The organism is Photobacterium marinum, assembly GCF_000331515.1.
Taxonomy (GTDB): domain Bacteria; phylum Pseudomonadota; class Gammaproteobacteria; order Enterobacterales; family Vibrionaceae; genus Photobacterium; species Photobacterium marinum.
This window is the reverse complement of record NZ_AMZO01000038.1, coordinates 43,816-60,604: the sequence shown is the minus strand read 5'-3', so window position 1 is coordinate 60,604 and position 16,789 is coordinate 43,816. Positions and strand designations below refer to the sequence as shown.

At 45.3% G+C, this 16,789-nt stretch carries 14 protein-coding genes; 13 read left to right on the top strand and 1 reads right to left on the bottom strand.

Going from position 1 to position 16,789, the window contains the following annotated elements; all coding sequences use genetic code 11:
• Nucleotides 1–5: 5 nt before the first annotated feature.
• Nucleotides 6–1,478, bottom strand: a complete 1,473-nt coding sequence (locus C942_RS21840) for a sigma-54-dependent transcriptional regulator (protein ID WP_007470438.1) — start codon at nucleotides 1,476–1,478, stop codon at nucleotides 6–8.
• Nucleotides 1,479–1,773: 295 nt separating this feature from the next.
• Between C942_RS21840 and C942_RS21835 the strand changes: the two genes are divergently transcribed.
• The 13 genes from C942_RS21835 (at nucleotide 1,774) to C942_RS21775 (ending at nucleotide 16,728) form a co-directional block, all read left to right on the top strand.
• Nucleotides 1,774–2,580, top strand: a complete 807-nt coding sequence (locus tag C942_RS21835; RefSeq protein WP_007470435.1) for a substrate-binding domain-containing protein — start codon at nucleotides 1,774–1,776, stop codon at nucleotides 2,578–2,580.
• A gap of 6 nt (nucleotides 2,581–2,586) precedes the next feature.
• On the top strand, nucleotides 2,587–3,288 hold the full coding sequence (locus tag C942_RS21830) for an ABC transporter permease (RefSeq protein WP_007470433.1): 702 nt from the start codon (nucleotides 2,587–2,589) through the stop codon (nucleotides 3,286–3,288).
• A 15-nt stretch (nucleotides 3,289–3,303) separates the two neighbouring features.
• Nucleotides 3,304–4,008 carry an ABC transporter ATP-binding protein gene (locus tag C942_RS21825; RefSeq protein ID WP_007470431.1) on the top strand — a complete coding sequence of 235 codons (705 nt, stop codon included), beginning with the start codon at nucleotides 3,304–3,306 and terminating at the stop codon, nucleotides 4,006–4,008.
• Nucleotides 3,995–4,579 carry a molybdenum cofactor guanylyltransferase MobA gene (gene mobA / locus C942_RS21820; protein WP_007470429.1) on the top strand — a complete coding sequence of 195 codons (585 nt, stop codon included), beginning with the start codon at nucleotides 3,995–3,997 and terminating at the stop codon, nucleotides 4,577–4,579. The genes C942_RS21825 and mobA overlap by 14 nt, the downstream gene beginning before the upstream one ends.
• Nucleotides 4,576–6,354 (top strand): bifunctional molybdopterin-guanine dinucleotide biosynthesis adaptor protein MobB/molybdopterin molybdotransferase MoeA, encoded by a 1,779-nt coding sequence (locus tag C942_RS21815; RefSeq protein ID WP_007470427.1) that lies wholly within the window; start codon nucleotides 4,576–4,578, stop codon nucleotides 6,352–6,354. Before mobA ends, C942_RS21815 begins: the two co-directional genes overlap by 4 nt.
• A gap of 355 nt (nucleotides 6,355–6,709) precedes the next feature.
• Nucleotides 6,710–7,156: an NUDIX domain-containing protein gene (locus C942_RS21810; protein ID WP_007470425.1), complete on the top strand. Its 447-nt coding sequence runs from the start codon at nucleotides 6,710–6,712 to the stop codon at nucleotides 7,154–7,156.
• A 235-nt stretch (nucleotides 7,157–7,391) separates the two neighbouring features.
• Nucleotides 7,392–8,114 carry a DUF3581 domain-containing protein gene (locus C942_RS21805; protein WP_007470423.1) on the top strand — a complete coding sequence of 241 codons (723 nt, stop codon included), beginning with the start codon at nucleotides 7,392–7,394 and terminating at the stop codon, nucleotides 8,112–8,114.
• A 139-nt stretch (nucleotides 8,115–8,253) separates the two neighbouring features.
• Nucleotides 8,254–8,799, top strand: a complete 546-nt coding sequence (locus C942_RS21800; protein ID WP_007470421.1) for a hypothetical protein — start codon at nucleotides 8,254–8,256, stop codon at nucleotides 8,797–8,799.
• A 780-nt stretch (nucleotides 8,800–9,579) separates the two neighbouring features.
• Nucleotides 9,580–10,584, top strand: a complete 1,005-nt coding sequence (gene dgcN / locus C942_RS21795; protein WP_007470416.1) for an N-acetyltransferase DgcN — start codon at nucleotides 9,580–9,582, stop codon at nucleotides 10,582–10,584.
• A gap of 13 nt (nucleotides 10,585–10,597) precedes the next feature.
• Complete coding sequence (gene dgcA, locus C942_RS21790; protein ID WP_007470414.1) at nucleotides 10,598–11,566, top strand: N-acetyl-D-Glu racemase DgcA; 969 nt, start codon at nucleotides 10,598–10,600, stop codon at nucleotides 11,564–11,566.
• 267 nt (nucleotides 11,567–11,833) lie between these two features.
• A complete protein-coding gene (rsgA, locus tag C942_RS21785; protein ID WP_007470412.1) occupies nucleotides 11,834–12,874 on the top strand; it encodes a ribosome small subunit-dependent GTPase A in 1,041 nt (346 codons plus the stop codon).
• Between the two features lie 480 nt (nucleotides 12,875–13,354).
• Entirely contained in the window at nucleotides 13,355–14,794 is a 1,440-nt protein-coding gene (locus C942_RS21780; protein WP_007470410.1) for a cytochrome-c peroxidase, read from the top strand.
• 470 nt (nucleotides 14,795–15,264) lie between these two features.
• Nucleotides 15,265–16,728 (top strand): cytochrome-c peroxidase, encoded by a 1,464-nt coding sequence (locus C942_RS21775; RefSeq protein WP_007470408.1) that lies wholly within the window; start codon nucleotides 15,265–15,267, stop codon nucleotides 16,726–16,728.
• Nucleotides 16,729–16,789 lie beyond the last annotated feature (61 nt).

The following is a 16,789-nucleotide window of genomic DNA, read 5'->3' as shown; positions in this document are numbered from 1 at the left end:
CCTAATCAGGCGTCTTCTTCTGACCACTCTTTAAACTTACGCTCAAGCGTTTTACGGGCTACACCAAGCTGGCGTGCTGCCGCTGATTTATTGCCCTCGTTGCTGTCGACAACCTGCATGATGTGGGCTTTCTCAACCTCTTTCAGCGTCCAGTCGCTCGGATAACAGAAGGTTTCATTCCCTTCGAAGCTGGTACAAGTACAAGGACGTTTATCATCTGCACTTTCGTTCGCGGCAGCATTCTCATCCTCAAGAACAGGTTCTGCTTCAATATCCGCAACCGAATATGCCGGAATATCCCCCGCCAGTTCACGCCAGTATTCAGCTGGTGGCTTACCCAGTAACAAGCAGCGCTCCATCATATTTCGCAGTTCACGGATATTACCCGGCCAGTCATAGGCTTGCATGGAACTGATATCTTCATGTGTCCAACTGACCGGCTTCACACCCAAATCTTTTGCCAGCTGCTGAGTAAAGTGGTGAGCCAGTGCCGGAATATCTTCCTGGCGATCACGCAATGCAGGCAGTTCTATAGTCAATACGTTTAAGCGGTAATATAAATCGCGACGGAAACGGCCTTCTTCGACTTCCTGCTTCAGGTTTCGGTTAGTTGCAGCCACAATCCGTACATCAACAGGAACTTCGCGCTCTGCACCAACCGGACGAATCGCCTTCTGCTCCAGTGCCCGCAACAGCGATGACTGCATAGACAACGGCATTTCACCGATTTCATCCAGAAACAGCGTGCCATTGTTTGCTACCCGAAACAGACCTTCACGCCCTTTCTTAGCGCCGGTAAAAGCCCCTGAAACATGACCGAACAGTTCGCTTTCCAGCAGATCCGGTGCAATTGCACCACAGTTCAACGGCACAAACGGGCCATTTCGTTTACTTAACTGGTGAAGCGCACGGGCAACCAATTCTTTACCCGTACCGGATTCGCCTTCAACCAAAACCGCAGCCAGCGATGGTGCCACCTGAGAAATCATCTTCTTCATCATCAGGGTACGCGGCGCATCGCCGATAATATCTACCGGATGACTACGCTCAACATCACGCTGCAATGCAAATTTCTGACGTTCAACTAACCGCCTTTCCATGCAACGGTTTACCGACTGCATCATTTGATCGAGGTTGAAAGGTTTTAGAATGAAGTCTGAAGCACCCGCACGCAGTGCCTTGATTGCCGTCTCAAGATCAGCGTATCCGGTCATGAAAATCACATCACTACGGCGTGTCGACGGATCAAAAGCTTCATGCCACTCAATACCTGAGCGGCCAGGCAGGTTGATATCTACGATCAATAAGTCAAAATGGCAGCGCTTGCGAAGCTCTTCGGCTTCTTCCACGCTACCAGCGGTATCGACCTGGGCAAACTTCTTTCCAAGGGCTTTTTTAAGAATTGCGCGCATGCCCGGTTCGTCATCAACAACGAGAACCGACATCGCAGACCAGGTAGAGGCTGCAGTTTCAGACATAACATTATTTTAATTAAGGGAGTGAGTGCGACATTTTGTCTCACCGCATAGATTAATGTCAAAGCCGTTTATCATCGATTCCGGGCTGACATCATGACAACCCACTCAAATTTGTTTTAAATCATTAGGTTACTGATAGCTCTCGCGATAAAATATTGTCACACAAGCAACCTGGCATTCGATTTGCTAAGGGAACCGCTTATAACGGACGGGTAAGACTCCTCAGCGATAAGCCTCAAACTTTACGCTAGTTACCCGCTGAACTAATTCATTAACGGTTAAGTCAGGAAGACCAATGAAATTTCTAAAAACAACTTTTGTGATTCTGGCCCTTGCTTCTGCGAGCGCAGTTCAAGCCGCTGAAAACATGACCATCCGTCTGGCAACAACAACCAGTACCTATCATTCAGGTCTGCTTGACTACTTGCTGCCTGAGTTCAAGAAAGACACTGGCTACAGTGTTGACGTTCTGGCTGCTGGCACAGGTAAATCCCTGCGCATGGGTCAAAACGGCGATGTTGACCTGGTGATGACTCACGCACCTAAGGCTGAAGCCAAGTTCGTTGAGAACGGCTACGGCGTGCTTCCTCGTAAACTGATGCACAACGACTTTGTGATCGTTGGTCCTAAGAGCGACCCGGCTAAAATCGAAGGCGACAAAGATGTTGCTGATGCAATGACGAAAATTGCATCTTACAGCGCGACTTTCGTTTCTCGTGGTGATGACTCCGGTACTCACAAGAAAGAACTGAACCTGTGGGCTCAAACTAAGATGGAACCAAACTTCGGCGGCTACAAAGCAGTTGGCCAGGGCATGGGTCCGACACTGAACATGGCTTCTGAGCTTCAGGGCTACACTATGACAGACCGTGGTACTTGGCTGGCATACCAAAACAAGCTAGACCTTGCCATCATGGTTCAGGGCGACGAGCGTCTGTTCAACCCGTACCAGGTTATTCTGGTAAACCCAAGCCGCTACCCGGACATCAACTACCAGGGCGCGAAAACTTTCAGCGACTGGTTGGTAAATCCGAAAGCACAAAAAATGATCAATAACTACAAGCGACACGGTGAACAGCTGTTTGTCGCAGATGCTATCTGATAATAAATGACTATCTGGCAAACCAGCCAACAAGCCGTTCAGCTTTTGCTGAGCGGCGATCCCGCTCTCTGGGGGATCGTTGGTGTTTCATTCTCTGTATCTCTGCTGGCAATCAGTATTGTGCTGCTGCCGGCTTTGCTTATTGCATTCGCCCTCGCCTACGGCAGATTTCCTGGGCGCTGGCTGCTTCTGTCTCTATTTAATACTTTTCAGTCAATCCCAACAGTGGTTATCGGCCTGCTGCTTTATATGCTGCTCTCACGATCAGGGCCACTTGGCGACTGGAAAATGCTCTTTACTCAACAAGCGATGATCCTGGGCCAGATGCTGATCTGCTTCCCTATCCTCGTCTCCATGATGCACGCGGCCTTTCAGCACAGTGACCGACGTGCCTGGGAAACTTCCATCACACTGGGCGCAAGCTATCCGAGAGCATTCGGCAGCCTGATGTGGGAAAGCCGTTTCTCACTGCTTGCCGCAGTCATTGCATCATTCAGCCGCATCATTACCGAAGTCGGCTGTTCCATGATGGTTGGCGGCAATATTATGAATTCAACCCGCAACATCCCGACCGCCATTGCGCTAGAAAGCTCAAAAGGCGCATTCGCTCAAGGTGTTGCCCTGGGTATGGTGCTATTAATTCTGGCACTGGTGTTAAACTTCTTTTTGTCTGTCGCTCGTGGTAAAGGCCACCTGCGCACTAACTAAGCCGGGGAACAGGTAATGTCTCAAATTTCTATCCAGGCAGAAAACCTATCGATCCGTTTCAAGGATCGCCTGCTTTTTCATATTCCTCAGCTTAGCCTTGGCCCTAAAGATGCTATCTATCTAAGCGGCGACAACGGTGTAGGCAAAACCACTCTTTTAAAAATTCTTTCCGGCCTGCAAAAACCGACTACCGGCCAGGTAAACCTGCATAAGCAGTCCTGGCTAAACCGTTTTTTCTGCGGTCAGACTCAGGGCGGCGTGATCTATATGCACCAGACGCCTTATATGTTTGACGGCACTGTGTTCGATAACGTCTGTTATGGTCTGAAATTCACCATCAGCAACCGCCAGCAGCGTCGAAATGAAGCCATCCATGCCCTTCGTATGGTAGGGTTGGAAACGCTGGCGGACGAACATATTTCCGTACTTTCAGGTGGTGAACGCCAGCGCGTGGCCATGGCGAGAGCATGGGTGCTGAAACCCGGCGTATTGCTGATGGATGAATCCAGCGCCAGCCTCGATCAAGAATCGATTGAGAGACAAGTTGTCCTCGCCAAAGACCTGCTTGAGCGCGGCACCAGCCTTGTTATAACCAGCCACCAGAAAAATGCCCTGACGGCCCTTTGCCGCCGCCAGTGGACAATAACAAAAACACAATTAGTAGAACGGGCAGATCTGCAGCTCGTCGATGAGGACAAGAATGACTATGCCTACGCCTGAGAACACAAGCTGGGTGATCCTGGCTGGCGGACAAGCCAGCCGTATGGGTGGAAACGACAAGGGACTAGTCGAACTGGCTGGACGGGCAATGATTGAGCATGTGATGGAAACGCTGAAGCCACAAACTGACACCATCACCATCAATGCCAACCGCAACCAGGAGCGTTACCGTAGCTACGGCAAAGTTTTCGGTGACCACATTCAGAACTATCCGGGTCCTTTAGGCGGAATGCATGCTGCCCTGCACCACCTTGACGATGAGTGGATTGGCTTTGTTCCCTGTGACTGCCCTCAGCTGCCACATGATTTGGTAGCGCGTATGAGCGCAGCATGCAGTAAAAATACTGACATTGCTGTCGCCCATGACGGCGAACATATTCAGCCTGTGGTTACACTGTTGAACCGCAGGATCCTGCCTAAACTCGAAAAATTTCTTGAAAACGGCGATCGGAAAATCATTCTTCTTTACAAACAATGCAATATGACTACTGTTGATTTCAGTGATCAACCAAACGCGTTTGTGAACCTTAACACGCCAGAAGAACTACAAAAATTTGGACAGGAACTATGAGTCAGATTAATGCATCCCTGCCCCTGTTAGGCTTCGCGGCCTGGAGCGGTACAGGTAAAACCACCTTGCTGGAAGCCATGCTGCCTAAGCTTGTTGAGCGTGGCATCAGAGTCGGAGTTATCAAACACGCTCACCATAATTTCGACGTTGATAAAGAAGGTAAAGACAGCTATCGCCTGCGTAAAGCCGGTGCCGCACAAATGCTGATTTCATCCCGCTACCGCCGCGCACTGGTAACGGAAACACCAGATGAAGAAGCGAACCTTCCCCACCTAATCACGCAACTGGATCAGACTGAACTTGACCTAATCCTGGTTGAAGGTTTCAAAAAGCTGGATTTCCCGAAAATCGAGCTTCACCGTGAAGAAATCGGCAAACCCTGGCTACATCCGGACGATAAAAACATCATTGCGGTTGCAGCTAACGTACCGGCGAAAACCGAACTTCCTCAGCTTGATATCAATGATCTTAATCAGCTAACAGATTTTGTTGTCGCTTTTACTAAAAAAGATCAGGAGCCAACAGAAGCAGGATTCAGCTGTAGCGATCTTGAACAGTCAGGCATGTTGTCTGTAGATGAGGGCCGACAGCGCATTCTGAAACAAATCGTCCCACCAAACAACGAGCTTGAAGTATCACTTGAGCAGGCTCTGGGACAAATTGTCGCACGGGACATTCTGTCCCCGGTCAATGTTCCGCAGCACACCAATTCGGCAATGGATGGTTATGCGATCCGAGGCGATGATCTGGAACATGAAAGCTACCGCGTGGTTGCAGAAGTAATGGCTGGCCATAGCTATGATCAACCGCTGCAACAAGGTGAAGCGGTTCGAATCATGACCGGCGCACCGGTTCCGGCCAATGCTGATACCGTAATTATGCGTGAACAAGCACAACAGAATGGTGACACCGTCACCTTCGATACGACCAAAGGCCCAATTCGTGCAGGGCAGAATGTACGCCAAGCCGGTGAAGACTTGGCTATCGGTCAGACTGCTGTTTCAGCTGGTACCCAAATCACAGCGCCTGAGCTGGGGATGATCGCCTCTCTTGGCCTGAATTCAGTGTGTATCAACAAGCAGATTAAAGTCGCGATCTTCTCAACAGGTGATGAAGTTCAAGCACCGGGAGAAGAACAAAAGCAAAACTGCATTTATGATTCAAACAGATACACCCTGCGCGCCATGCTGACTAAAGTCGGCTGTGAAGTCATCGATCTTGGTATTATTGAAGACAGTGAAGCTGCGTTAGAAGCAACCTTAGAGAAAGCCAGCAAGCAAGCTGATGTGATTCTCTCTTCCGGTGGCGTTTCTGTCGGTGATGCGGATTACATCAAAACCATCCTCGACAAACTGGGCCAGATCAACTTCTGGCGTATCAACATGCGTCCAGGTCGTCCGCTTGCCTTTGGTCAAATTCGCCAGAAGCCGTTCTTTGGCCTGCCGGGTAACCCGGTGGCAGTCATGGTCGCCTTCCTGCAATTTGTAGAGCCTGCAATTCGTAAACTTCAGGGGATAGATAACTGGCAACCACAGGTATTTAAAGCTGTTGCGACAGAGAAACTTCGCTCACGTCCGGGACGAACTGAATACAGCCGTGGTGTTTTCAGTATCGATGCAAACGGACGCCTGGCGGTAAGAACAACTGGTCAGCAAGGTTCAGGTATTCTTCGTTCGATGAGTGAAGCAAACTGCCTGATTGAAATTGTGCCTGAACAACCTGGTGTTGAAATTGGTGAGAGAGTACGGGTAATTCCGCTACAAGGACGAGTGTAACCCTATTTACCTGCCGTCTTAACTAACAGATATTATTTAGCCCCCAGAAACAGTGATTGGTCACTACTTCTGGGGGCTTTTTTTTGCAGCTTCCGTGCTACTTTATTTTCCTGAGCTTCTACACGTCTAGAAGATGGTTATGCGTACTTTTTTGTACTTCTTATTTCGCTCAGATAAAGTAACCCTAGCCATGAAACCGTTCTTTTTTAATTTATAAAACAATGCTTTATAAGCATAGCCGATGTTTTTCAGGGGGGCATATTACATAATTATGCCCGTAGTTGCATCAAAAAAATCATACTTTTTCTGATTCATTTCTAAAATTAATGATCATGCTTCTGATTCGGAAAGAAATATGAACCCACGACTCTCAGTACGCGCAGTTTTTTACTGTCAAAATCACATTTTGCTGTGTAAACATCAGGATGACCGTGGTTTTTGGTATATCACGCCCGGCGGTGGCGTTGAGCACGGCGAAACACTCGAAGAAGCATTTCATCGAGAACTAATGGAAGAATTGGGTATACAAGCAGAAATGGGTGACGTTTTATGCATCAGAGATTTAATCACCGACCGCTCCCCTACACCTTACCTACCGGACCATTTCCACCAGCTTGAAGTCTTCGTTGAAGGTATTAAACCCAACTTTATCGCTCAGGCCAGCAATCTGGATCCTGCGCAAATTGGTTATGAGTGGGTTCATTTAGATAAACTCGACAACATTCTTTTCTTCCCCAAAGAGCTTGTGTCCGTGTTTCAGAACCGGGATTTTTCCACCATTTATCAGGGCCACAAGCTATAATCAAACAGCAGGAAACAGTGCATAGTTAAACTACTGAATAACCTGAAATATAATTTACGAACACTGTCGATTTTAATTTTCTTGTTATTCAGAGAGTTAAGTGCAAACTGTTGCCTACATTTTTCTGCCAAGAGAATCAAGCTTTTTAGCTGTCTCACTGGCTAGACCAATTATTGTGAACATCTCATGTAGAATATTTGATAGTTCGATTAACGAAGGTATTCATAAGTTAGGCATGTTTTTAGAATCGTATTACTCAGAACAGAACGGTGAATTTTCTTTTACACGTGAGCAAGCAAGTCACTTTGCGAAAAAAATCGCCGGTGATTTCAATCCTATTCATGACGAAGATAACAAACGTTTCTGTGTTCCTGGTGATCTGCTTTTCTCTGTTGTTCTCTCCAAAGCAGGCTTGAGCCAAAAGATGCGTTTCGATTTCGCCGGTATGATCAATGACGGTGTCGCTCTGGGCCTTGAGCAGAAATCTGACAGCGAACTGTCAATGGTTGATGAAAAAGGAAAAGAGTACCTGCACATTACTCGTGAAGGTGATGTAACTAACAACCAGGCTCTGATTGAACAAGTGACTAAGAGCTATGTTCAGTTCTCTGGCATGAATTTCCCACACATCATGGTTCCGCTGATGGAGTCAAAGCAGATCATGATTAACCCGGCTCGCCCGCTGGTAATTTATGAAAGCATGGAGCTTGATTTCGAACGTCTAGACATCACTGCACCCACCGTTGAACTAACAGGTTCTGATATCGATGTAGACGGCAAGCGCGGTAGCGTAACCCTGAAATTCTGCTTTAAAGAAAACGGTGAAGTAGTCGGTACCGGCCGCAAACGTATGGTAATGAGTGGTCTGAAACCATACTGCCAGGATGATATCGACGATCTGGTTAACCGCTTCAATCAGCGCAAAGTAGACTTTTCAGCCCTTCTTGCAGCAGCATAAGTTCTGAAAAAACAGTCATTAAAAAGCCGACTTTATTGTCGGCTTTTTAAGTTTTGAACATTCGCTCAGCCACGATACATCCCCCCTATACTTTACAGGTTGGTACAATGCCAATTAATAAAGTAGTGGAGTAATAATCATGGCTAACTACTTAGTGCCTAAAATAGGCGTAGCTGCACTCCTGTGTTCAGTGAGCTTTATCAACACTGCATTCGCAAGTGACGATCTTGATGCACTTATCACCAGAGCAAAATCTGCAGCACCTGCCGCAATCAGTGACAACGCAACAGTTATTGTAAAAGGTAAGGAAGTTATCAAAGGCAACAACGGCTGGACTTGCCTACCGGATACTTTCCCCGATGACGGCATGCCAATGTGTAACGATGCCGTTTGGATGGAAATGCTGGATGCAATGGTCAACAAAAAGGATTTCAAAGCAGACAAAATCGGAATTTCTTATATGTTACAAGGTGATCTGGGGGCGGGTGTCAGTAACTCAGATCCCTATCATCCGAATCCTAAGAAAGCCGATGACTATGTTGAAACCGGCCCTCACCTGATGATTATCGTGCCAAAAGCAATGCTTGAAGGATTAACTGATGATCCTAGTACCGGCGGCCCATATGTAATGTGGAAAGATACCCCATATGTTCACATCATGGTGCCAGTAGCCGACAAGAAATGATGGCTATCTGCTAGCGACTTACCCGCCTTTATGGCGGGTTCCTTTCCTCAAGTTTCCCCCTAATTCATAACCATTTTTACTGCAGGACAACTCAATACATCAATGTAATTAGCTTTCAGGTAAAATTGTAATTAAATTACACAAAGCTCTTGCATAGTGATGTAAGTCACACTAACATAATCAATGTGATGACAAATAAATCACAACGCAGACTTAAATTGTAAGTAAATTACAAAGGTGACAGTATGTTTGATTTGAATCAGTTTCTTGTAGCTCAGTACATGGTGAAACAGGCCAGCAAACAACAGCAGAAACAAAACTCAGCAAAACGCTAATTACAGTTTGTTTAAATAAGGAGAAAACAATGAACGTTGAAAGCCTATTTGCAATGCGTTATCTGACTACAAAACGTATGCAGCAACAAAACACACCAAAGAAGAAATAATCGGTTAATTCACTGATTAGACTGTTTTTTAGGAGAAGGCTGCAAAACGCAGCTCTCCTGACCGGGACGGAATCTAAAACCGCGCTTTACATACTTCGCCCTAATAGATCTATCCGAGCTATTTAGCAGCCAATATTTTCACAAAACCTTTTCCACAACATCATTTCCATAAATTTATTTCCTTCAAACAAATGATAGCAGAATGCTGTTATGTTTCTTCGCTTAGCCAATTGCTATAAACTCAAGTTATACCCTGCTAACAAATTTTATTCGGCATCGAATTACTGACATTTTTTAGTGGTATTCTTTGGTTTTCACATACTCAAGGACGTTGTATGCAAATTCCACAACCTTATCTTCTGTTTCTCGGTGATGTCACTGACCCACTGGCGGCCAAAACAGCCAGAGGAATTTTGAGCTGGCGCCCGGAGCTATGCGTCGGGCAATACAGACTAAATAGCGATACAGTATCAGTCGGACTTACTGATCTATCCTTACAAGAAGCAAAACAACAAGGTGCTAAGACCCTGATAATAGGCACAGCTAATGCCGGAGGGTTTCTCCCTCAAACGTGGTTGGAGACGCTAAAGCACGCACTTGAACTCGGCTATAACATAGCCTCTGGTTTGCACCAGCGCCTTGCTGATATCCCTTCTCTCAACCAAACCGCAAAAGAGAACCATTGCCAACTATTTGATGTTCGCCATTATGATCAACCGCTGGAAGTGGGCAACGGTAAAAAACGCCAGGGAAAAAGATTACTGACTGTAGGAACTGACTGCTCAGTCGGCAAAATGTATACCTCTCTCGCAATTGAGCGAGAAATGAAAGCTCAGGGTCTCAGAGCACAATTCCGGGCAACCGGACAAACAGGAATTCTGATTGCCGGACGAGGTATTTCTGTTGATGCCGTCATCGCTGATTTCATCGCAGGTGCAGCGGAAGCCATCAGTCCGGCTTTTACCGATCATGACTGGGATGTTATTGAAGGCCAGGGTTCTCTATTAAATCCGGCTTATGCCGGAGTCAGCCTTGGGCTTTTACATGGTTCTCAACCTGACGCTATGGTTTTATGTCACGAAGTCGGACGCCAACATATACGCCACTTCCCTCACATGTCGCTCCCTTCAATTCAAGAAACAATTGATGTCAACCTGAATGCTGCTCGGCTGACTAACAAAAATGCAAGATTCATCGGTATTTGTCTGAATTCTTCCTCACTAAATCAAGACGATGCCCTTGCACTATGTAAGAAAATGGAGCAACAATATCAAATGCCGGTAACCGATCCGGTTCGCTTTGGGGTTGCGACTATTGTTAACAACCTCCTCTCAATATAACGGGGGAAATAGAATGAAAATCAATGCCGTCCAAGAGCAATTCCCGCTTGCCCGTCCATTTACTATCTCTCGAGGCACCCGGACTCACCAGGATGTCGTCACGGTTACCATCAACGACGGTAAAACGTCGGCCAAAGGTGAATGCACCCCCTACCCCAGATATGGCGAGAGCATTGAGTCTGTCATCAAACAGGTTCACTCATTAAACTCGCTGCCGGACGGTGTTGAGCTCAACCGCGAGACTCTTCAACAACTACTTCCTGCCGGAGCGGCACGAAATGCTGTCGATTGCGCACTTTGGCGACTGGAGTTACAACAGGAGTTTCCTTACCAAGCCTTCGATATCGAACCTGAAATCGTCACCGCAATGACTGTTTCTCTGGACAGCCCTGAAAAAATGGCCCAGCAAGCAAAAGAGTTATGTAAACAAGGGGCAAGGTTACTGAAGATAAAGCTTAATAATGAACAAATCATTGAACGAGTAAACGCAGTACGAACTGTTGCTCCGGGAGCAGAACTGATCATTGATGCCAATGAGGCATGGGGAGAAATTGACCTGGAAAATATATTTAACCAGTTATCTCCTTTCCACATTAGAATGATTGAACAACCAGTACCAAAAGGACAGGATGCTCAACTACTCAGTATCAAGCACCCAATCACATTGTGCGCCGATGAAAGCTGCCATACCACTGATGATCTCGACGAACTGATCGGTTGCTACGAGATGATTAACATTAAGCTCGATAAGGCGGGCGGATTAACTGAAGCCCTGAAACTTGAAGCCAAAGCTCATCAACTTGGGTTTAAAGTGATGGTAGGTTGTATGGTCGGAAGCTCTCTGGCCATGGAAACAGCACTTCCTATTGCATCCAAAGCAGATCTTGTTGACCTCGACGGCCCGCTGCTGCTGAAGAAAGATCGTGTGAACGGGCTATTATATCGCCAAGGTGCAATTCAACTTAACGGCGTTACAGCCTGATAAAAACGAGCAACCGTCAGAACACCTATGGTATTAGAGCCAAACTTTTGTTAAGTTCTGACGGTTGTATTAGCTATTTATTAACTAATACAACCCTTATATCAACTAACGGAGGAAATTTTGATGATTGTAGTAAAAACTAACCGGGCTGAGCGAGACAACCAAATCTAACCCTCTCCCTCTTGCCCGGTCTTATACCGGGGCCAATCTTGCCCCTGAACATCAAAATTCTTTTATGACGCATAACGCGTCAGGGGTAAATCTGTAATGTGTAAATCTATTTTCTTGTCTGAACTTGGATGGAAACCTTTTTTTCAACAACAACTCTCTCTTGATGAGTGGGAAACCGTTCATACAGCAAGAGTGATGGCTCAGCATCGTAGTCAGCTTGCTCTCATGACTGAGTCTGGTGAACAAAACCTGCCTGTCACCGCCAACATGCCTCCCCTTACTGTAGGTGACTGGATTCTGCTATCTCAAACGAATCAGTTTGTTCGACAACTTGAGCGAAGCTCTTTATTCAGTCGAAAAGCAGCTGGCAGTAAAGTGGATTCACAGTTAATTGCAGCCAATATTGATACGGTATTCATCGTTTGTTCAATGAATAATGACTTTAACCTCAATCGTATCGAACGCTATCTGACTCTCGCTAACGAAGCCGGTGTCGAACCTGTCATCGTACTGACCAAAGCTGATCTGTGTGATGACCCAGCACAATATGTTCAGCAGGTACAACAACTTGATCCCATGCTGATGGTCGAAGCTGTTAACGGCCTTGAGCCGGACAGTGCTTCTGTTCTCAGCTCATGGTGTCGACATGGTAAAACAGTTGCCTTTCTGGGCTCATCTGGCGCAGGGAAATCAACCCTGATCAATACCCTTCAGGGCTCTGAAATCCAACAAACCGGCGGTATTCGAGAAGATGACAGCAAGGGACGTCACACCACAACCTCCAGGTCTCTTCATCTGACTCCGGCTGGAGGGCTGTTACTGGACACTCCGGGAATGCGAGAGCTTCAACTCGCTGATTGTGAACAAGGGCTGGACACAACCTTTGCTGATATCAGCCTGCTAGCGGAACAATGTCGATTCTCGGACTGTCAGCACAACAATGAACCTGGCTGTGCTGTTCAGTTGGCAATAGCAAATGGCGATTTAGACGAAAGACGGCTGAATAACTACCACAAGCTGAATCGTGAGCAGGCATTTAACGGCGCAACACTTGCTGAAAGGCGCGCGAATGATCGAGCATTCGGCAAATTATGCAAAGCCTACCAAAAGGAAAAAAGGAGACAAAAAAATGGATAACGATGACTGTAAAATTAGTCAAAAAAGTATTTACAGCTAAGCCGGATATATAGCCATTCGGATTTAAATTAATCGAAAAGGCCTCAGCACGAGGCCTTTTAAAACCAAATGGAAAATTTAATTTCCACATATCAACTTACAACCCTGCCTGAGCACAAAGACAAAAACAACAGAGAGTGTAATGTTAAAAACTTTTTTTGCATGAATAGTCATTCAAATTACCATCAATATTGCACGATATTTTCTACACTCATTCTTGCCAATAAGACAAAAACAACAAATCACCATTTATTCAACAACATAAAAGAAAACCATATTTACCCGCTCCTTTCTCAAAAATGAGAAATGATTTCTTCCGCCAGCCCTATATTCCCAATTAGAGCTCACGAAAGTTGGCTAGGTACTTTCATTTGAGTTCTGCGATGAGCTTATTGCATGTAACAACCTAACAAAATAACTTCCGAAATAAGGTGCAATAGAATGACTCAATCAATCCCCATTTCAATGTCAACAACTATAAGAAAACAAAATAAGAGTTCTTTTTTTAAAAATGCATTTTTAGTATTTATATATGGTACTTTTTTTTACTCATTTCAATCTTTAGCTAAATCACATGAATCAGAGCTGACATATATTGAAGAATTAGGAAAAAGATTATTCTTTGAAAACATTTCAGACCCTGAAAGAATGTCATGCTCTTCATGCCATTTACCTGAAGCTGGTGGTACCAATGGCGTATCAGGAGTAAATAAACATCAAGTCGCCGTCACCGGCGCTGACCCACATACTGTCGGCACGCTAAAACCGCCTACAAATAAATACGTTCAATTCCTTGATCAAAGTCGTAACGTTCAGGGTCTGCCCCGTTTTAGTAATTGTGGTTCATTCCCTACTTTTACATGTGGTGGTGCTTTTTGGAATGGTAGAGCCAAAGGTGACTCAATCGATAACATCGATATTTTCGTTAGTGACAAATACAAGGAAATGTACAGTAAATATTTAGGTCCTGTTACAGATCAGGCTCACGCCAGCCCTTTCGTTAATCCGGTAGAGCAAGGTAAGACAGACAAAATTGCAGTATGTGAACAAGTAGCTGCAACCAAATGGGGATCAGAGCTGTATAACTTTGCCTGGGGACTTGAACTCAGCTGCAATGAGCAATCCATAGATGAAGTTTTTGCAAGACTAGCGGTGTCGTTAGGCGCATGGCAGATGTCCTATGAAAATAATACCTTCGACTCAAAACGCGATATAGCTCTGAAAAATGATGCCGATGGTTCATTCCCGTTAGATGATTTTACCGATGAGGAAAACCTCGGTCATGATCTGTTTTATGGTGTAGCAGAGAACCGTGATGACCTTGGCTTTGGTCAAGCCAGATGCGTATTCTGTCACCTGAGCAGTATTGCCGACGGAACAGGTGAATTTGAACGTTACACTGATGATAGCTATCACAACATTGGTGTTCCGAGAAACTATGAAATCCCGGGTAGCCCTGCACCTGACATCGGCCTTGAGGCAACAACAGGAAATCCGGCTCATAAGGGTTCCCATAAAACACCAACATTGCGTAATCTGGATCAACGTCCCGGTGGCGGCTTTACAAAAGCCTACGGACACAATGGCTGGTTCAAAAGCATAGAGAGCATTGTACACTTTTATAACACGGCTATTATCAAGCCAACCTGCGAGAGTAAAGGTATTTTACAAGCAACAGAAAAACAAGCGCTGGCGAGTGATTGCTGGCCTGAACCAGAATTTCGAGATACCTCTGCCCTGGGATTTATTGGAAATCTTGGTTTGTCAGCATCCGACGAAGCGGCTATTGTTGCCTATCTCAAAACACTAACCGACAACAGTGTTGTTGAAGAACTTCATCCATATAAGTCAGGTGACTTTGATGAATCCCGACTGAAATAAGAAAGACCATTTAAAGTGAGGCCATCAGTGCTAATAAATGAATTAGCAACTGAGCCTCACTTAATTCAAAATTAACCGGACTAGATAATTTACACAAACAAATTAAGACCGAATAAAATAATCATAGAATTACCTTTCATAAAAAAACAACATAGATAGATATTTAACATCTCACTTCATACTGATTAGAAAACCAATTTACCTTCCTGACACAATTTAATTACGTTAACACGACTCCCCCTATCAAAAGCAAGCCACAAACCTCTCATATCTTTCACTTTATAAACTCAGGCAAAATAATGACACTATTTTCTTATTGTTATTAACTCTGAGAATTGTCTCTGTTTTGGAAGGACTAATTTTTCCTTGAATAGTGCAACGCAATTTAATAACAGAAAATGGTGGATAAAACATCATCTCATTATGGCTGGTCAATTTATAGAATCATCTTATGCATAAGGTGCAAAATAATGACTCAATTAACTCTCAGGAATAGTCAACCTATTAAGGTTGCAACAACCAAACGAACACTCTTTACCTCACTAGGTCTTTTCATTGGAATCACTTTAATCACGACAAATGTTCAGGCTGATGAATCGGATCTCACCTATATTGAAGAATTTGGTAAACGCTTATTCTTTGCAAATATTTCAGATCCGACAAGACAGTCATGCTCTTCTTGTCATCTTCCTGCGGCCGGAGGTGTGAATGGTGTCTCAGGCGTGAACAAAAAACAGGTCGCAGTAACGGGCGCAGATCCACACACCGTTGGTAACCTCAAACCACCAACAAATAAGTATGTCCAATTCTTAACCTTAGATGGTCAGGTAAACGGACTACCAAACTTAACAAGCTGTGGGCGATTCCCTACCGGTGTATGTGGTGGCGCTTTCTGGAACGGACGGGCAAAAGGCGATTCAACAGACGGGCTGAACATCTTCATTAATGATCACTACAAAGAGTTATATAGCAAATACAAAGGGCCAATGACAGACCAAGCTCATGCCAGTCCCTTTATCAACCCCGTAGAGCAAGGAGTCGGTGAAGGCACGCAAGGGAAAATTGACACTTGTAAGCTTGTGGCTGACACGAAATGGGGTGCTGAGCTTTATAAATATACATGGGGGTTAGAGCTAGATTGTAAGGAAAAAGGTATTGATGAGGTATTCGCCCGCTTTGCTGTTTCTCTCGGCGCATGGCAAATGTCTTACGAAAATAACCCATACGACTCTAAGCGAGACTTTGCTTTAAAAAAAGATGCTGACGGAAAGTTTCCTCTGGATGATTTCACAGACCAGGAAAACATGGGGCATGACCTGTTTTATGGTGTAGCTGAAAACCGAGATGATCTTCAGTTTGGTCAAGGTCGCTGCGGCTTCTGCCACCGTGGAGGAAACCGAGACGGAACATCAAAATTCGAACGGTATACAGATGACAGTTACCACAACATAGGTACCCCGAGAAACTATGAGATCCCTGGTCGACCAGAACCAGATAAAGGGCTACATGCTACAACAGAGTCAATGGAAGAATTGTCCAATCCGTTCCACCTTGGCAGCCATAAAACGCCAACATTACGCAATGTAGATTTGCGATTAGGTAAGGGTACAACAAAAGCTTATGCTCATAACGGTTACTTTAAGAGCCTTGAAAGTATTGTTCACTTCTACAATACAGCGATTGCCAAGCCATCTTGTGAGAGCAAGGGAATACCAGAAGCAACGGAGAAACAAGCTCTAGCAAACGATTGTTGGCCTCTGCCGGAATTCGGTGATACTTCAGCATTAGGCTTTATCGGCAATCTGGGATTAACCCCTGAAGATGAAGCAGCCATTGTCGCCTATCTGAAAACATTGTCAGACACAACGATTGTTCAAGAACCAAAACCCTATAAGTCGAAGAAATATGATGAGAAAAGGTTGACTCGTCACTAGCTTAAGCGCAAAGCCGGTAGCTGATGATATCAACTACCGGCTTTAATCGGTTCAACAAAGC